This window comes from Microbacterium aoyamense (assembly GCF_023155855.1).
GTDB lineage: Bacteria > Actinomycetota > Actinomycetes > Actinomycetales > Microbacteriaceae > Microbacterium > Microbacterium aoyamense.
On sequence record NZ_JAKNUT010000001.1, the window covers coordinates 1,225,849 to 1,242,538 of the forward strand.

The following is a 16,690-nucleotide window of genomic DNA, read 5'->3' on the forward strand; positions in this document are numbered from 1 at the left end:
CATCCCCTTCGTCGAAACGACTTCGTATCCACGAGCGAACTCGCCTCGCGCGCGCGGAGGACGTCGCCTCGTGAGTACGAAGTCGACTCGGGGGAACGCGTCGGCGGGAGCTGTCATCGGAGGAAGGCGGCGGCGACGCCGGAGTCGACGGGGATGTGGAGTCCGGTCGTGCGGGAGAGTTCGGGGCCGGTGAGCACGTAGACGGCATCCGCGACGTTCTCGGGCACGACTTCGCGCTTGAGGATCGTACGGTTGGCGTAGAACTGGCCGAGGTCCTCTTCCTTGACACCGTAGGTCGCGGCGCGGTTGGCACCCCAGCCCGCGGCGAAGATGCCCGAGCCGCGCACGACGCCGTCGGGGTTGATGCCGTTGACCTTGACGCCGTGCTCGCCGAGTTCGACAGCCAGCAGGCGCACCTGGTGTGCCTGATCGGCCTTCGTCGCGGAGTAGGCGATGTTGTTCGGACCGGCGAAGACGCTGTTCTTGGAGGAGATGTAGATGACGTCGCCGCCCATGCCCTGCTCGATGAGAGCCTTCGCGGCCGCCTTCGAGACGAGGAACGAGCCCTTCGCCATGACGTCGTGCTGCAGGTCCCAGTCCTTCTCGGTGGTCTCGAGCAGCGGCTTGGACAGCGAGAGCCCGGCGTTGTTGACGACGAGGTCGATGCCGCCGAACGCGAGCAGGGTCGCGTCGATCGCTGCCTGCACGCCGGCGGCGTCGGCGACGTTCGCCGCGACGCCGATCGCGACGTCCGTGCCACCGAGTTCGGCGGCCGCGGCCTGCGCCTTCTCGAGGTCCAGATCGGCGACGACGACGCACGCGCCTTCGGCCGCGAGGCGGGTCGCGATGGCCTTGCCGATGCCGGATGCGGCGCCCGTGACGAACGCGATGCGGCCCTGGTGCGTCTTGGGCTTGGGCATGCGCTGCAGCTTGGCCTCTTCGAGGGCCCAGTACTCGATGCGGAACTTCTCGGCATCCGAGATCGGCGAGTACGTCGAGACCGACTCGGCGCCGCGCATGACGTTGATCGCGTTGACGTAGAACTCGCCCGCGACGCGCGCGGTCTGCTTGTTCGCGCCGTACGAGAACATGCCCACGCCGGGGACGAGCACGATGAGGGGGTCGGCGCCGCGGATCGCGGGGCTCTCGGAGGTCGCGTGCGCGTCGTAGTACGCCTGGTAGTCGGCGCGGTACTCGGCGTGCAGCTCCTTGAGGCGCGCGATCGACTCTTCGACGGAGGCGGATGCCGGCAGGTCGAGAAGCATCGGCTTGACCTTCGTGCGGAGGAAGTGGTCGGGGCAGCTCGTGCCCAGCGCCGCGAGGTCGGGCGCCTTCGCCGACGCGAGGAAGTCCAGCACGACGTCCGAGTCGGTGAAGTGGCCGACCATCGGCTTGTCCGTGGACGCGAGACCGCGGATCGTCGCTGCCAGCGCCGCAGCCTTCGCGTGTCGCTCCTCGAGCGGAAGCGCCTCGAAGCCCGGGCGGGGCAGCCCGAACGGCACCGCGGAGCCGTGCTCGTCGAGGTACGCCTGCGCCGTCTGGATGATCCACAGCGAGTTCGCCTCGGACTCCTCGGACGTGTCGCCCCATGCGGTGATGCCGTGCCCGCCGAGGATCGTGCCGATCGCCTGCGGGTTCTGCTTCTTGATCTCGGCGATGTCGAGGCCCAGCTGGAAGCCGGGGCGCCGCCAGGGCACCCACACGACCTTGTCGCCGAAGATCTTGGCGGTCAGCGCCTCGCCGTCGGCGGCCGTCGCGATCGCGATGCCGCTGTCGGGGTGCAGGTGGTCCACGTGCGCGGCATCCACCAGCCCGTGCATCGCCGTGTCGATCGACGGTGCCGCGCCACCCTTGCCGTGCAGGCAGTAGTCGAACGCGGCGACCATCTCGTCCTCACGGTCGACACCGGGGTACACGTTCACGAGGGAGCGGAAGCGGTCCAGCCGCAGCACCGCGAGCCCCGACTCGGTCAGCGTGCCGAGATCGCCGCCCGAGCCCTTGACCCACAGCAGTTCGACGGGCTCGCCCGTCACGGGATCGGTCTCGGTGCCCTTCGCGGACGTGTTGCCGCCGGCGTAGTTCGTGTTCGCGGGGTCGGCGCCGAGACGATTCGAACGGGCGATCAGGTCGGCAGCAGCTGGATTGGTCATGAGGATTCCTTCGGTGCGGAGTCAGAGAGCCGCGAGGCGTGCGGCGATGAGTTCGAGCGACGCGGATGCCGCGGGCCCGGGAGTGTTGAGGTGTCCGTGCGTCGTGCCGGGCTCGATCTCGAGCTGCACGTCGCGTCCGGCGCGGACGAGGGTCGCGGCGAAGTGCTCGCCCGAGACGCGCAGTTCGTCGACCTCGCCGTTGATCATGAGGACGGGTGGGAACTCGGCGACGTCCGCCGATGTCGCACGGCCCGGGATCGCGAAGAGCGGAGCGTCGTCGACGGGGCCGCCGAGGTACGCCTCGTACATCGCGAGCACGGCCGCGGGGCCGAAGCGGTCGGCTTCGGGGTCGGCGTCGAGCGCGGCGCGGAGCGCGGCATCCGGAGCCGGCTGCACCGCGAGGAGTGTCGGGTAGGCGAGTACGACGAGAGCGGGGGTGACTGAGCCCTCGGCGAAGAGTCGGAGCGTCGCGCCGGTCGCGAGGTTCGCGCCGGCGCTCGCCCCGCCGATCGCGAGACGGGATGACTCGATGCCGAGCTCGTCGGCGTGCTCGAGCGTCCACGTCCAGGCGCGCACGATGTCGTCCGAACCGGCCGGGTAGTGCTCGCCGTCGCGTGCGGCGATGCCCATGCTCTCGGCCCAGACCGCGGGGAGCGGTGCGAGCCGGTAGTCGACCGACACGACCGTCGTGCCGGCCGCGGCGAGCGCGCGCGCGACGCCGTCGGCCTCGGGCATGTCGAGATCACCCGCGACGAACGCTCCACCGTGCGCCCAGAGCAGACCGGAGCCGTTCGGCTCTCGCGCGGGGTAGACCCGCACGAGCCCGCCCGCTGCGGCATACGGCTCTGTCATCGATGTTCCTTCGTGGAGTGGTGCGCCGAGGGCGGGCGGTTCGGGTCCGCCGCCCCCGGCGGGTCTGATGCTGTTACGCGCCCCAGCCGGCCTGGACGCCGCCGACCCGCTCGGCCTCGATGCGCTCCTGGTAGCCCGAGGCGGCGTAGGCGGCCATGGGGTCGGCCGGGAGGCCGCGCGACTCGCGCCACTCCGCCAACGCGGGGCGGACGTCGGTGTAGAAGGCGTCCATGAACACTGCCTGGGCGCCGAGCACATCGTTGGCGGACTGCGCCGCGGCGAGTGCGCCCTGGTCGATGAGGAGCGCACGCGCCGTCATCTCCTGGACGTTCAGCACCGAGCGGATCTGGCCGGGGATCTTCGCCTCGATGTTGTGGCACTGGTCGAGCATGAAGGCAACATCGGGGTTGTTGAGACCGCCGCCGCGGATGACCTCGACGAGGATGCGGAACAGCTGGAACGGGTCGGCCGCGCCGACGATGAGGTCGTCGTCCGCGTAGAAGCGGGAGTTGAAGTCGAACGAGCCGAGCTTGCCGAGGCGCAGGAGCTGCATGACGATGAACTCGATGTTCGTGCCCGGGGCGTGGTGGCCCGTGTCGAGGCACACCATCGCGCGGTCGCCGAGGGTCGCCACCTGTGCGTACGACGTTCCCCAGTCCGGAACGTCGGTGTGGTAGAACGACGGCTCGAAGAACTTGTACTCGAGCACGAGTCGCTGGTCGCCCGTGAGGCGCGCGTAGATCTGACGAAGCGAGTCGTTCAGGCGGTCCTGCCTGGCGCGCATGTCGGTCTGGCCGGGGTAGTTCGAGCCCTCGGCGAGCCAGATCTTCAGATCGCGGGAGCCCGTGGCATCCATCACGTCGATGCACTCGAGGTGATGATCGATCGCCTTGCGGCGGATGCGGTCGTCCTCGTGGGTCAGGGCGCCGAACTTGTAGTCCTCGTCCTGGAAGGTGTTCGAGTTGATGGTGCCGAGCGTCACGCCGAGGTCTTCGGCGTGACGGCGGAGGGCCCCGAAGTCGTCGACCTTGTCCCACGGGATGTGCAGTGCGACCGACGGCGCGAGGGCGGTCACACGGTTGACCTCGGCCGCGTCGGCCACCTTCTCGAACGGATCGCGCGGGGTGCCCTCGGTCGTCCACACGCGGAACCGCGTGCCGGAGTTGCCGAACGCCCACGAGGGGAGCTCGATGCCCTGGCCTTCGAGGGTGGCCTGGATGTCGGGAGACAGCGTCGTCATGATCGCGTGCTTTCTGTGAGCTGGTCGTGCAGGTTGAAGATCTCGGTGAGGGGAGTGGATGCCTGATCCGGCCGACCCTCGAGACCGGTGAAGAAGCGCCCCATCTCGGCCTCCCATCGGGCCGCGACGGGGGAGGCGGCGAGGTAGGCCTGAGCTGCGGCATCGTCGTCGGTCTCGTAGTAGCCGATCAGCCTGCCGCCCTCGCCGACGAAGAGTGAGTAGTTTCGGCGACCGGATGCCGCGATCTCGGCGAGCATCTCGGGCCAGACCGGAGAATGCCGCGCGATGTATTCATCGAGCAGTTCGGGGGCGACCTGCAACTGGAAGCACACGCGCTGTGTCGGGCTCGTCATCGAGATGCTCCTTGTGCTGCCGACGTGCGAGCGCCGACGATGAATCGTTTCATCGAACGATAGTCGACGCGGGGGATCCGGTCAAGACGTCGAACTCGCGCACGCGCTCGAACAGGTCGTCGTCGCCGACCTGGCCGCCCTTGAGCAGCAGCTCGAGCCCGTCGATGGCGGCGTCCTCTGCGTGCGCGCGCAGGAGCACGACGTTCCCGCCGAGTGTCGCGGCGATCGACAGCGAGTCGATTCCGAGCAGGCGCACGATGCGCCCGGACGTGTCACCGCCGCACACGATCACGCGCCGAGTCGCTCCGCTGCGGACAGAGGCGAGGACGATGGATGCCGCGGCCTCCGCGATCGCGGCGAGCGGGTCGTCCGCGCTCGCGAACCCGTCGGCGTCGTCGGAGGTCAGGGCGACGCTGCGTCCGGACGCGAGAGCGGCGACGACGTCGTCGAGCGCCCCGAAAGGCTGCACGTGCCAGCCCGCGACGGCCGCGGCATCCACCTGCCGCCGCGTCTTGGGCGACCGGCTCCCCGAGACCACGAGCACGGGGCCGTGCGTTTCGCGCTCAGCGACCGAGTCGGACGCGTCGGTCGTGGAGTGCGGAGCGAAGCGACGAGACGCGCCCGCAGAGACGGCGAGGGCGACGGCGCGGCTCAGTCCTCCCGAGCCGATCGCGAACAGCGGCCGCCGCGACTCCGCGAGTTCGACGAGTGCGTCTCCGATGGTCGCGAGGTGCGCGTCGTCCAGCGCGTCCAGCACGAGGCCGGCGACCGCGGAGTCGCGCACCGCGCCCGTGATCGATCCGCCATAGCTCGTCCACGGCAGAGACGCGATCGACAGATCGGTCTGGCGCGCGAGGTGGCGCGCGAGGTCGGACTCGTCCATCGGAGTCGAGGGGTGGGTCGACATCGTCGGCTGACGGTCGAGGCGGTGGACGAGTCCGGCCTCGGCCGCGAAGTGATGGCCGAAGACGGTGTACCGCCCGAAGTCGGGCTGCGCGAACAGGATCGGCACGGGCCCCTCGCCGAGCACGTCGCGACCGATCTCGAGCACGCGACCGAGGCTGCCGATCGTCGGTGAGGAATCGGCGGTCGAGCACGCCTTGTACTGCACGATGTCGGGGTCGATCGTCGCGAGCGCCTCGAAGGCGGAGCGGACCTCGGCATCCAACGCGTCCGTGCCGAGCGATCGTGCGATGCCCGCGATGCCGACGACGGGCACGTCGGCGGCCGCGTGAGCGAGGGCCGCGGCATCCGGTGTCCCGACGAACAGACGCCCCGCGAGCCCGCAGCGCGCGAACTGCAGCAGGACGTCGACGCTGCCCGTGACATCGTCGCCGTAGAACGCGATGCGCAGGTCAGTCACGAGGCGGTCCGAACAGTTCCGTCGCGCGGCGCAGCGCGGGCGACGCGGCGAGGGCCTGATCGACGGACTCGCCGCGCTCGGCCGAGGCCCAGGCATCCCGCATGCTCGCGACGCCCTCCGCCGCTCCGCCCGGGTGGCCGTGGATGCCGCCGCCCGCCAGGACGAGCAGGTCGGTCGTGCCGACGGCACGGTATGTGGCGTGGGCGAGTCCGCCCCACTGACCCGACGACAGCACGGGGACGGTCGCCCCGATGCCGTCGAGAGGCGTGCGCACGGCGGCGATCGCATCGAGCACCTGCGCGTCGGACTCGTAGAACTTGTTCGAGATGCCGTTCGTGTGCAGGTGATCCGCGCCCGACAGACGGGCGAGCTTCTGCCACGCCCGGAACGAGAAGCCGAGCTGATCGGAGCGGCTGATGGCCCCGAACATCGCCCGGTGGCCGTGGATCGGCACGCGTGCGAAGCGATTCACGTGCGCGAGTCCCGCAAGCCCGACCATGTTGATGCACACCATGACGCACGTGCCGCCAGCGCTCACGACGAGGTCGTGATTCTGCTCCAGGAGGTGGATGTCGTCGGTGATGTTGAAGGCGTACATCGGCATGCGGCCCGTGCGGTCGGCATGCCGCTTCAGGACGGGCATCACCGCGGCGACGCGCGCCGCGAGCGGAGCCGACGGTCCGTTGCCCTGCAGCTCGTCGTCCTTGATGAAGTCGACGCCCGCACGGGCGAGTTCGTCCACGACCTCGGCGAGTTGCTCGGGCGAGAGCCCGATCGAGGGCTTCACGATCGTGCCGATCATCGCGCCCTGTTCACGACCGACGAGCGTCCGGGTGCCCGCGACGCCGAAGCGCGGACCGCCGTACCGCTCGGCGAACGCGACGGGCAGATCGAGGTCGACGAGCTTGATCGCCGCGAGCTCCTTGATCTCGAACAGATTGCCGGCGACGGCCGCCTGGAGGTTCGGGATCGACGGGCCGAAGTTGTCGAGCGGGAAGCGCAGACGCAGGAGCGCGCGCCGCCGAAGGGCGGGGTCGCCGACGGATCCCGGGAGGGCCGAAGCATCCGTCATCGGGATCTCTTCGAGACTCTCGACCTGGGCAGCGAAGCGGGCCCGCACGGCGCCTGACTCGCGTTCGACGCGCACGAACGTCCCCGTCGACTGCTCGCCCGCGAGCACTTCGGCGGCCCGCTCGAGCGGCAGCGACGTCTCGATGACGTACGAGGCCGTGACGTGATCGGTCATGGGATCACCGCCTTTCATCACCAGACGATCGGCAGCCACACCGACATCTCGCCGGGTCCGCGGTTGCCCCACGCGAAGTAGGGGATGAAGCGGGCGGGCGTCGTGTCGAGCACGGCATCCGAGATATCCGCGTAGAGCTCGTCGCCCGGCCGCGGGAGGACGGCGAGCTCGGTCTCGAGCGCGATGAGCCGCGTGCCTGCGATCTCGGTCTCGGCGACGCGCAGTTCGGATCCGCGACGCAGGGCAGCCTGCTCGAGGACCACTCCGTCGGGCAGATCGGCGCTCTCGAGGCAGTACACGACCGGGCCGCGCTGCACGGCCACCTGGTTGGTCGCCTCCTCGGCGAGACGGTGGGCGCGCAGCACGCGCACGGGCATCGGCAGATCGAGCACGATCTCGTCGCCCACGCGCCACGCGCGCTCGATCACGGCATACTTGCCCGGGGCGGTGATCCCGACGCGCTCGCCGTTCACTTCGAGCGTCGCATCCTTCGACCATCCCGGCACGCGCAGGCGGAGCGGGATGCCGGAGCCGCTCGCTTCGGTCACGGTGAACGTGATGCGCCCGTGCCAGGGGTAGTCGCTCTCTTCGCGAAGGGCGAGCGTGCTCTCGCCGAGCGCCGCGCGCAGTTCGCTGCCGCCGTACTGGTGGACGTACAGGCCGTCGGCTGCGACCGAAGCGGCGCGTTCATGGAACCGCGCGAGCGTGCGCGCCGTGTTCGGCGGACAGCAGAAGCAGCTGAGATAGCGCTCGCGCAGCCGCTCGTCCGACGGCGGCGGTGAGGGGACGGGATGCAGGCCCGTGTCGCCGGGGCGACGCAGCTCCCACGGCAGATCGCGCACCTGCCGCAGCGCGTTCGTGTAGAAGTAATCGTTGCCGTCGAGGCTGATCCCCGCGAGGAACGCGTTGAACGCGATGCGCTCGACGAGATCGGCGTACTTCGCGTCGCCGGTGAGCGCCAGCATCCGCTCGCTCCACAGCAGCAGCCCGATGTTCGCGCACGACTCGGCGTGCGCTGTCGTGTGCGGCAGCTGGTAGGAGCGGCCGTACGCCTGGTGGATGCGGCTGATCTCCTCTTGCCAGGGGTGGCCGTCGGGCGAGGCGCCGTCGTAGAGAGCGCCCGCGCCGCCGGTGACGTACAGCTTCGTCTCGACGACGTCGGTCCAGAGGTTCTCGAGCACGGCGGTCAGCTCGGCGTCGCCCGTCTCGGCGACCAGGTCGGCGAGCCCGGCGTACAGATAGTTCGCCCGCACGGCGTGACCCGCGACGGTCGTCTGGTCGCGCACCGGGAGGCGGTCCTGGTTGTCGTCGCCGCCCTCGAAGTCGTCGCGCACGCGCACGAACGCCTCGGCGAGCTCCAGATACCTCTTCTCGCCCGTCGCCCTGTACAGCTCGATGACGGCCATGTAGTGCGACGGGCAGATGGCGCTGCGCGCGAGCTCGAGCGGCTTGTTCGTGGCGAGGTCTTCGAGGAAGGATGCTGCGCCCCGCGCGACCTCCAGGAGCGTCGTCGAGCCGGTGACCTCGTAGTGCCGCACGCCGGCGGTGATGAGGTGCCCGAGGTTGTAGGTCTCGAAGTGGAAGCGGTCGGCGAGCGCCGTGGCCGACACCTCGTTGCGATCGGCGATGAGCGTGGGCGTGTGCAGGTAGCCGTCCTCGCGCTGCACCGATGCGATGAGGTCGGCTGTGCGCTCGATCGTCTCGGCGAGCCACGGCTCGGGATCGGTCTCGAGCTGTGCGATCGCGGCCTCGAGCCACTTGTAGAAGTCGCCGTCCATGAACGGCGGACCCGTGTGCGTTCCGGGCTCGAGTCCCGCCGCGATCTCGAAGTTGCGCAGGCCGGGGCTGACGTCGGGATCGCTCAGCGAGGCCCACATGCTCGGCACGGTCGCGGTGCGCGTGCGCGTGTGCACGTCGCCCCAGAATCCGCTCGCCCAGCGGGCATCGGGAGCGCCGAGCGGGCGCAGTGGCGCGGTCATGCCGTCTCCTCCACGACCGAGCGAAGGCGATCGACGCCGGGGGCGATGCTCGTGAGCACCGGGACGTCGAGTGATACCGCGTCGGCGGCCGAGGCCATCGACGCCTGCGCGAGCACGACCACGTCGGCGTCCGCGCCGAGCCGGCGGATCGCGGCGGCGACGAGCTCGTCGTGCCGCGGACGATCGCCCGACGAGACGGCGGCGAACGCCCCCTCGACGACTTCCTCGACGATGACGGGCTCGGCCCCCGCGAGGGCGGCGCGTTCGCGCAGTAGCTCCACCGTCGGCACGAGCGTCGTCGGCAGGGTCGCGAGCACCGCGACGCGCGGACCCGCGGCGACCGCGGCATCCGCCATCGCTTCGTCGATGCGCAGCACGGGGATGCCGACCTCGGCGGCCGTGGAGGCGGCGAAGTGCGAGATCGACGAGCACGTGAACATGACGACGTCCGCACCACCCGCCTTCGCGGCGCGGGCGAGGTCGACGAGGCGTTCGGGGACGGATGCCGCGCGCGACGCATCCCCGAGGTCGGCGACGATCCGATCGTCGAGGTAGTTCACGAACGTCGCATCGGGCAGCGCCGCGCGGGCGCGCTCGGTCACCGGGCCGATCACGACGGCGCCCGTGTGGAGGAAGGCGACGCGGGTCATGCGGCATCCACCGCCTCGATCAGGGCGACGACGCGCTCGTGCGTGCCGTGGCCGAGCTCTTCGGGGTCGGCGCCCTCGAGGTCGAGGACGGCGCTCGCGCCGACGGGCACCTCGACCCGCACGCGCAGCTCACCGCCGTCGATGCTCCACTCGATCGCCGCCGTGCCGTAGGGCGTGCGGTGGCGGGCGGATGCCTCGGTGAGGCCGCCGCCGGGCCGCGGCGCGAACCGGATCCGGCGATAGCCCGGCTCGGCCGCCTCGAGGCCCGCGACGACGCGGTGCAGCCAATCGGCGACGGCACCCAGCGCGTAGTGGTTGAACGACGTCATGCTGCCGGAGTTCACGCGGCCGTCGGGGAGCATCGAATCCCAGCGCTCCCACACCGTCGTCGCACCCATCTCGACCTGGTAGAGCCACGACGGGCACTCCCGCTCGAGCAGCAGATCGTATGCCGCGTCGAGCTGCCCGTGCGCGCTCAGGGCGTCGGTGACGACCGGGGTGCCGACGAAGCCCGTCGCGATGCGGTTGCCCGCTTCGTGCACGAGCTGCGCGAGGCGCTCCGCGGCAGGTGCGCGCAGGTGCTCGGGCAGAAGCTCGAACCGCAGGGCGATCGCGTACGCGGTCTGGGCGTCGGACGTCATCCGGCCGTCGGCGTCGACGTAGCGGCCGACGAACGCTGCCGCAGCCTCGTCGGCGAGCGTGCCGTAGTGCTGAGCGGCATCCTGCTCGTCGAGCGCGTCCGCCATGCGTGCGACGAGCCGCGCCGAGAGCGCGAAGTAGGCGCTCGCCACGAGGTGGCGGTCGGTGCGGGCATCCGCGGGATCCTGCGGGGGAGCGGCGGGGTCGAGCCAGTCGCCGAGCTGGTAGCCCGTGTCCCACAGGCGAGAGGGGCCGGCGATGTCAGCCTGCAGGTCGACCCACGCGCGGGCGCTGTCGAACTGATCGCGCAGCACCTGGAGGTCTCCGAACCGCTCGTAGAGGGTCCACGGGACGACGGTCGCGGCATCCCCCCACGCGGCGCCCGGGCGCTGCGGGGTCCACATCGTGTCGGCGGGGATGACGGGCACGAACCACGGCACGGTGCCGTCGGGCAGCTGTTCGGCCGAAAGGTCGCGCAGCCAGCCGGTGAGGAATCCCGACGAGTCGAAGAGGAAGGACGCGGTCGGCGCGAAGACCTGGATGTCGCCCGTCCACCCCAGGCGTTCGTCGCGCTGCGGGCAGTCGGTGGGGATGTCGACGAAGTTGCCGCGCATGCCCCACACGATGTTCTCGTGCAGACGGTCCAGGAGTGGATCGGATGACGTGAACCAGCCCGTGCGCTCGAGGTCGGTGTGCAGCACGCGAGCGGTGAATGCTCCCGCTGCTGCGTCGGCGTCGAGGTCCCCCGGCCAGCCGTCGACCTCGACGTACTGGAAGCCGTGGAACGTGAATCGCGGCTCCCACTCCTCGCCCTCGGGGCGCCCGGCGAACGTGTAGACATCCGTCGACTTCGCGTCGCGCAGCGGACGGGTGTAGAGCTCGCCGTCCTGCAGCACTTCAGCCGTGCGCAGCGTCACGGTCGTGCCGGCGGGCGCCGCGCCGCGCAGGCGCACGACGCCGGTGAGGTTCTGGCCGAAGTCCAGGATGCGGCGGCCGCTCGGCGTCGTCAGCACCGCGACCGGTGCGACCTCCTGCGTCACGCGGACGGGTGGGCCGGTCGGGGCGACGAGGGTCGCGCGGTCGCGTCGCCGGAGCTGCACACGGCTCCACTCCGCGTCGTCGAGTCCGGCGCGGGACCAGCCGGGAACCTCGTCGCGCGCATCGTAGGTCTCGCCGTCGTAGAGGCTCGACGACACGATGGGGCTGGGAGCCGCCCGCCACGTCGTGTCGGTCGCGACCGTCTCGCGGGCGCCGTCGGCGTAGACGAGTTCGAGCTGCCCGATGAAGGACTGGTCGTCGCCGAACAGGTTGCGGAACCCGCCGCGCCAGCCGAGTCGGCCGCGGTACCAGCCGTCACCGAGCCACGCGCCGATCGCGTTCGCGCCCTCGGCGACGAGGTCGGTCACGTCGTAGGTGTAGTAGCGCAGGCGCTCGCGGTACACGGTCCACCCTGGCGAGAGCACGTCGTCCCCGACGCGCACGCCGTTGAGCTCCGCCTGGTACAGGCCGTGGGCGCTGGCGTAGAGGCGCGCCCGCACGAGGCCGGGCCGCACGTCGAACTCGCGTCGCACGAGGGCCGCGCGACGCGTGTCGGTCATGGGGTTCTCGTTCCAGATCGGGCCGACGGGGCCCGCGACCCAGTCCGATGCGTCGAGGAGCCCGGCCTCGACGCTCGCCCACGGCCCGGGCGCGCTCCATGACCCGTCGACGCCCTGCACCGAGACGCGCACCTCCGCGCGGTCGCGAGAAGCGAGGTCGGCGGCCGGCCAGGGAACGAGGACCTGCTCGCCGGACTCGACGTCGAACGACTCTGCTCGGGCATCCGTCCGCACGTCGACGCGGTACGCGGACTGTCGCCAGCCCTCGGGCGCGGCCTCGACGATCCACGAGAGCCGAGGGCGGGATTCGCCGATCCCGAGAGCCTCTCGATGATGCTCGAAACGGGGGGCCGACACCGTGGCCGTCATTGGTCACTCCTGATTACTCGAAACGTTTCAGAGACAAAGCCTATGCGAAATGCAGGGCGGGAAGGAATAGGATTGGGACGTTTCAAAAAACGACGCACCGACGCGTGGACGCGCGGAGTGCGACACTGGACCCCGGAGGCCCGCGCATGTACATCGCAGTGACCGGAAGCAGCGGAACGCTCGGACGAGCGACGGTCGAACGGCTGCGCGCCGACGGGCACGACGTCATCGGCTTCGACCTCACCGGCACGGCCGGGCCAGGATTCACACGCGTCGATCTGTCCGACTACGGGCAGACGCTCGACGCGTTCTTGGGCGTGACCGCGCGCCACACCGGGCTCGACGCGGTCGTGCACCTCGCTGCCGTCCCCGTCAACGGTCTGGTGCCCGACGTCACGACGTTCGAGAACAATCTCTCGGCCTCGTACCACGTGCTCTTCGCGGCCCATCGCGCCGGCATCCGAAAGGTCGTCCTCGCGTCGAGCATCACGGCGATGGGCTTCCCGTTCGAGATCGCGCCGCCGGCGCTGCCCGTGGACGAGACGTACACCCGCGCGTTCAACACCTACGGCCTCGGCAAGGTCGCCGAAGAGGCGATCGCCGCGCAGCTCGTCGGCTGGGACCCGGATGCCTCGATCACGGCGCTGCGGTTCACCAACGTGGTCGCACCCGACGCCTACGACACCTTCGCCCGCGCCGCCGATCCCGACTACCGTCGCGATCTCGTCGGCTCGTGGGTCGACGCGCGTGACGGAGCCGAAGCGGTCGCCCTCGCGCTCGCCGGAGCGCAGCCCGGCTTCGAGGTCTACAACGTCGCTGCTCCAGGCTCCGGCAACGCCGCGCCGTCGCGCGCCGTCGCGGAGCGATGGTTCCCGGGCATCCCCGTCGCCGAAGACCTCGGCGAGTTCGAGTCGCTCATGTCCACGCGCAAGATCCAGGACCGCCTCGGCTTCCGCGCCCGCTACGACTGGCGCTGAGGGATGCCGGCGGGCGCCGTCCTCGCAGCCCGCCGGCACCCGGTTCATCCCTTGACAGCGCCGGCCGCGAGGCCCTTCATGATGCGCTGGTTCAAGAAGAGGTAGAGGATCAGGATTCCGAACACCGTGATGCAGATCGCGGCGAACAGGGGCCCGTAGTTGATCGCGCCGTACTCGCCCGAGAAGTTGAGCAGCCCGACCTGGATCGTGTTGAGGCTCTTCTTGCCGCCGAAGATGAGCGCGATGAGCAGGTCGTTCCAGATGAGGAAGAACTGCACGATCGCGACCGTGAGGATCGCGTTGCGCATCATCGGGAAGCCGATCGAGAAGAACGCCCGCACCATCGAGGCGCCGTCGAGGGTCGACGCCTCGAAGATCTCGCGCGGGATGGCGCGGAAGTACGTCGCCATCATGAACACCGTGAGCGGCAGGCCGCCCGCCGTGTAGATGAGGATCATCGGCCAGTGCGAGCCGTTGATGCCGAGCTGGAAGAACGAGTTGAACAGCGGCAGGATGATCATCTGGCCGGGGATCATGATGCCCGCGAGGAACAGCAGCAGGATCGTGCCACGCCCCTTGAAGACGAGCACCTCGAGGGCGAAGCCCGCCGCCGTGCCGAGCAGCACGATGAAGAAGAGCGACGGGATCGTGACGATGATCGAGTTCGTGATCGTCGTGGCCAGGTTCCCGGTCTCCCACGCCACGGCGTAGTTGCTCCATTGCCAGACCTCGGGCATCGCGTACGACGGGTTGTTGAGGAAGTCGCTGTTCGACTTGAACGAGTTGATGACCATCCAGAACAGCGGGTACGCGAACACGACGACGAGGACGACCACCGTGAGCCACGTCGGGATGCGGCGCAGCACACGCATGACCGCCTGGCCCGGCGTGCGGCGATGCGGTTCGAAGCGTCGAGGGGTCGAGACGGCTGTGGTGTCGAGAGTGGAAGTCATTGCCGGAGCCCCTTAGACCGTGTTGTCGCGTCGTGAAGAGCGGAAGATGAGCAGCGTGACGATGAGGCACATGACGGTCAGCAGGAGGGCGATCGTCGAGCCGTAGCCGAAGTCGCTGAACTGGAACGCCGTGCGGTACATGTAGATCGTCAGCGGGGTGGTCTGGTTGCCGGGACCGCCGCCCGTGAGGGCGAACACCGAGTCGAAGACCTTGATCGTGCCGTTGATGCTGAAGATGAACGAGGCGAAGAGGATCGGCAGCGACATCGGCAGGATGATGTGACGGAAGAGCTTGAAGGTCTTCGCGCCGTCGATCCGCGCGGACTCGATGATGTCGTCGGGGATGTCCAGGAGTCCCGAGAAGATCAGGACGCCGTAGAAGCCGACCGAGCGCCAGACGTCCATGATGATGATGACGATGAAGGCGGTGCCGCCGGCGCCGAGCCAGTCGACGGGGGCGATGCCGACGTTGACGAGCAGCTCGTTGACGAGTCCGTCGCTCGGTGCCGACTGGAAGAGCTTCTGGTACAGGAGCGAGATGGCGACGGTCGGCAGCACGACGGGGAAGAACACGAGCGTGCGCACGAGCACCGAGGACTTGCGGAGCACGAACTGGTACAGGAGCGCGAGGCCGTAGCCGACGACCACCTGGAAGAGCGTCACGATCAGGGCGTACTTGATCGTGAACCAGAACGCGTCGGCGACGTACGGATCGCTGAAGAGCCGCTCGAAGTTCTCGACGCCGTTGAACTCGAAGCCGGTGAGGATGCTGCCGGTGAAGAACGTCAGGCCGAACGACCAGACGACGGGCGCGAGGATGATGAGCGTGTAGACGAGCAGTGCCGGCGTGAGCAGCAGCATGATCGCCTTGCGGTCGCCGAGGACGGACTTCATTGTGGCGGCCTTTCGGTGCGAAGTGGGGCGGGTACAGGATGACGCCCCGGTGCGTCTGTCGTCCAGACGCACCGGGGCGCCGTGGATCAACCTTCGTCGAGCGCGTCCTGCACGAGGGTCATGAACTCCTCGGCCGAGAGCTGGCCGGTCACCAGCAGCGCCGCGTTGGTCGACGAGATGTTCGACGCCTTGGCGTTGAACAGCGCCTCGAACCACAGCACGCTGTCGGTCGCGGTCGCGATCTCGTCCGCGATCGCCTGCGAGATCGCGGGGAGCTCGACGGGCTCATCGGCGATGAAGCCCGTGATCTGACCCTGCTTGAGCGCCTCGTTGCCGTAGTTGGCCGTGATGCACTCGAGCCATGCGCCCACGTTGTTGTCGGCCGCGTAGGTCTTGGCGTTGAAGGTCGCGGGCAGGCCGACGTTCGAGGGGTACTCGTCGATCGAGCCGGCGCCGCCTTCGACGGCCGGGAACTTCATGAAGCCGACGTTGTCGGCACCGATCTGGTTGCCGTCGCCGTTGATGTTGCCCAGCAGCCAGCTGCCCATGTAGATCATCGCGGCGTTGCCCGTGAAGAACTCGTTGCTGGCGGCGTCGTAGTCGAGCGAGGCGACGTTGTCGCCGAAGTAGCCGTCGGCGCCGAGGTCGGCGATCGCCTGCGCGGCCGCGACGTAGTCGGGGTCGGTCAGCTTGGCTTCGCCGTCGGCGACCTTCTGCAGCGCGTCGGGGCCGAGCGAGCGGAAGAGGTAGCCGCTCACGAGACGCGTCAGGGGCCAGCCCTGCTCACCGGATGCCGCGAACGGCGTGAGGCCGGCGGCCTTCGCTTCGCCGGCGACCGTCAGCAGGTCGTCCCACGTCTCGGGGACATCCCAGCCGTTCTCCTCGAAGATCGCCTTGTTGTAGAAGATGCCCTCGATGTTGTACTGGAACGGAAGGAACGTGAAGTCGCCGCCGTAGAGCTTCTCGATCGTCGAGACGGCACCTTCGGCGACCTTGTCCCGCACGCCGAGCTCGGTGAGCGCCTCGTCGAAGTCGACCAGGTAGCCGGCGTCGGCGAGCTTCGCGCCCTCGGCGGGGTTGCCACCGGCCGAGAACATGGGCGGCAGGCCGTCCTGCGTTGCGAGCAGCTGGACCTGAGCATCGAGCTCGGCCTGGGGGATCGAGTTGACCTCGAGCGGCGCGGCCTCGTTCTCGGCCTCGCACGTGCCCGCCGCCAGTGCGTCGAGCACGGGCTGGGTCGTGGTGTTCTCGGCGTTCTTGAGGAACTCGAGCGTCGTCGGGTTCTCGCCCCCGCCCGAGTCGCCACCCGCCGAGCAGCCGGCGAGCACGAGGACGCTTGCGCCGACGAGAGCCGCGGCGCCGATGAGCGGCTTGCGGAGTCGCCGCCGTTCTGCTGTGAACACATTTCCTCCTTGAAAGTGGCATCT

Annotated in this window: 13 protein-coding genes; 1 reads left to right on the forward strand and 12 read right to left on the reverse strand. The window is 69.6% G+C overall.

Annotated features, from left to right (window positions below):
* Positions 1-113 precede the first annotated feature (113 nt).
* From MA876_RS06240 to MA876_RS06280, 9 genes are all read right to left on the reverse strand, one after another.
* Positions 114-2,150 carry a bifunctional aldolase/short-chain dehydrogenase gene (locus tag MA876_RS06240; protein WP_248146988.1) on the reverse strand — a complete coding sequence of 679 codons (2,037 nt, stop codon included), beginning with the start codon at positions 2,148-2,150 and terminating at the stop codon, positions 114-116.
* Positions 2,151-2,171: 21 nt separating this feature from the next.
* The gene (locus tag MA876_RS06245; RefSeq protein ID WP_248146989.1) at positions 2,172-3,002 is read right to left on the reverse strand and encodes an alpha/beta hydrolase fold domain-containing protein; all 831 of its coding nucleotides are present in this window, start codon (positions 3,000-3,002) and stop codon (positions 2,172-2,174) included.
* A gap of 73 nt (positions 3,003-3,075) precedes the next feature.
* Positions 3,076-4,242, reverse strand: coding sequence for an L-rhamnose isomerase (rhaI, locus tag MA876_RS06250; protein ID WP_248146990.1), 1,167 nt, complete (start codon positions 4,240-4,242; stop codon positions 3,076-3,078).
* The gene (locus tag MA876_RS06255; protein ID WP_248146991.1) at positions 4,239-4,595 is read right to left on the reverse strand and encodes an L-rhamnose mutarotase; all 357 of its coding nucleotides are present in this window, start codon (positions 4,593-4,595) and stop codon (positions 4,239-4,241) included. Before MA876_RS06255 ends, rhaI begins: the two co-directional genes overlap by 4 nt.
* Positions 4,596-4,644: 49 nt before the next feature.
* Positions 4,645-5,958 (reverse strand): four-carbon acid sugar kinase family protein, encoded by a 1,314-nt coding sequence (locus MA876_RS06260; protein WP_248146992.1) that lies wholly within the window; start codon positions 5,956-5,958, stop codon positions 4,645-4,647.
* Positions 5,951-7,204 carry a RuBisCO large subunit C-terminal-like domain-containing protein gene (locus tag MA876_RS06265; protein ID WP_248146993.1) on the reverse strand — a complete coding sequence of 418 codons (1,254 nt, stop codon included), beginning with the start codon at positions 7,202-7,204 and terminating at the stop codon, positions 5,951-5,953. The genes MA876_RS06260 and MA876_RS06265 overlap by 8 nt, the downstream gene beginning before the upstream one ends.
* A gap of 17 nt (positions 7,205-7,221) precedes the next feature.
* On the reverse strand, positions 7,222-9,183 hold the full coding sequence (locus MA876_RS06270) for a glycoside hydrolase family 127 protein (protein ID WP_248146995.1): 1,962 nt from the start codon (positions 9,181-9,183) through the stop codon (positions 7,222-7,224).
* Positions 9,180-9,833, reverse strand: a complete 654-nt coding sequence (locus MA876_RS06275; RefSeq protein ID WP_248146997.1) for an aspartate/glutamate racemase family protein — start codon at positions 9,831-9,833, stop codon at positions 9,180-9,182. Before MA876_RS06275 ends, MA876_RS06270 begins: the two co-directional genes overlap by 4 nt.
* Positions 9,830-12,439 carry a family 78 glycoside hydrolase catalytic domain gene (locus tag MA876_RS06280; protein WP_248146999.1) on the reverse strand — a complete coding sequence of 870 codons (2,610 nt, stop codon included), beginning with the start codon at positions 12,437-12,439 and terminating at the stop codon, positions 9,830-9,832. The genes MA876_RS06275 and MA876_RS06280 overlap by 4 nt, the downstream gene beginning before the upstream one ends.
* A 146-nt stretch (positions 12,440-12,585) precedes the next feature.
* On the opposite strand from MA876_RS06280, the gene MA876_RS06285 reads away from it, so the two are divergent.
* The gene (locus MA876_RS06285; protein ID WP_248147001.1) at positions 12,586-13,416 is read left to right on the forward strand and encodes an NAD-dependent epimerase/dehydratase family protein; all 831 of its coding nucleotides are present in this window, start codon (positions 12,586-12,588) and stop codon (positions 13,414-13,416) included.
* Between the two features lie 44 nt (positions 13,417-13,460).
* On the opposite strand, the gene MA876_RS06290 is transcribed toward MA876_RS06285, so the two are convergent.
* The 3 genes from MA876_RS06290 to MA876_RS06300 all read right to left on the reverse strand — a co-directional run bounded on the left by MA876_RS06290 (position 13,461) and on the right by MA876_RS06300 (position 16,666).
* The gene (locus tag MA876_RS06290) at positions 13,461-14,369 is read right to left on the reverse strand and encodes a carbohydrate ABC transporter permease (protein WP_248147003.1); all 909 of its coding nucleotides are present in this window, start codon (positions 14,367-14,369) and stop codon (positions 13,461-13,463) included.
* A 12-nt stretch (positions 14,370-14,381) separates the two neighbouring features.
* Positions 14,382-15,263, reverse strand: a complete 882-nt coding sequence (locus MA876_RS06295; RefSeq protein ID WP_248147005.1) for a carbohydrate ABC transporter permease — start codon at positions 15,261-15,263, stop codon at positions 14,382-14,384.
* Positions 15,264-15,349: 86 nt separating this feature from the next.
* Entirely contained in the window at positions 15,350-16,666 is a 1,317-nt protein-coding gene (locus tag MA876_RS06300) for an ABC transporter substrate-binding protein (RefSeq protein WP_248147007.1), read from the reverse strand.
* Positions 16,667-16,690 lie beyond the last annotated feature (24 nt).

Coding starts and splice junctions, on each gene's coding strand:
- MA876_RS06240 (WP_248146988.1), bottom strand. CDS start 2,150: ATGACCAATCCAGCTGCTGCCGACCTGATCGCCCGTTCGAATCGTCTC.
- MA876_RS06245 (WP_248146989.1), bottom strand. CDS start 3,002: ATGACAGAGCCGTATGCCGCAGCGGGCGGGCTCGTGCGGGTCTACCCC.
- rhaI (WP_248146990.1), bottom strand. CDS start 4,242: ATGACGACGCTGTCTCCCGACATCCAGGCCACCCTCGAAGGCCAGGGC.
- MA876_RS06255 (WP_248146991.1), bottom strand. CDS start 4,595: ATGACGAGCCCGACACAGCGCGTGTGCTTCCAGTTGCAGGTCGCCCCC.
- MA876_RS06265 (WP_248146993.1), bottom strand. CDS start 7,204: ATGACCGATCACGTCACGGCCTCGTACGTCATCGAGACGTCGCTGCCG.
- MA876_RS06270 (WP_248146995.1), bottom strand. CDS start 9,183: ATGACCGCGCCACTGCGCCCGCTCGGCGCTCCCGATGCCCGCTGGGCG.
- MA876_RS06275 (WP_248146997.1), bottom strand. CDS start 9,833: ATGACCCGCGTCGCCTTCCTCCACACGGGCGCCGTCGTGATCGGCCCG.
- MA876_RS06280 (WP_248146999.1), bottom strand. CDS start 12,439: ATGACGGCCACGGTGTCGGCCCCCCGTTTCGAGCATCATCGAGAGGCT.
- MA876_RS06285 (WP_248147001.1), top strand. CDS start 12,586: ATGTACATCGCAGTGACCGGAAGCAGCGGAACGCTCGGACGAGCGACG.
- MA876_RS06290 (WP_248147003.1), bottom strand. CDS start 14,369: ATGACTTCCACTCTCGACACCACAGCCGTCTCGACCCCTCGACGCTTC.
- MA876_RS06295 (WP_248147005.1), bottom strand. CDS start 15,263: ATGAAGTCCGTCCTCGGCGACCGCAAGGCGATCATGCTGCTGCTCACG.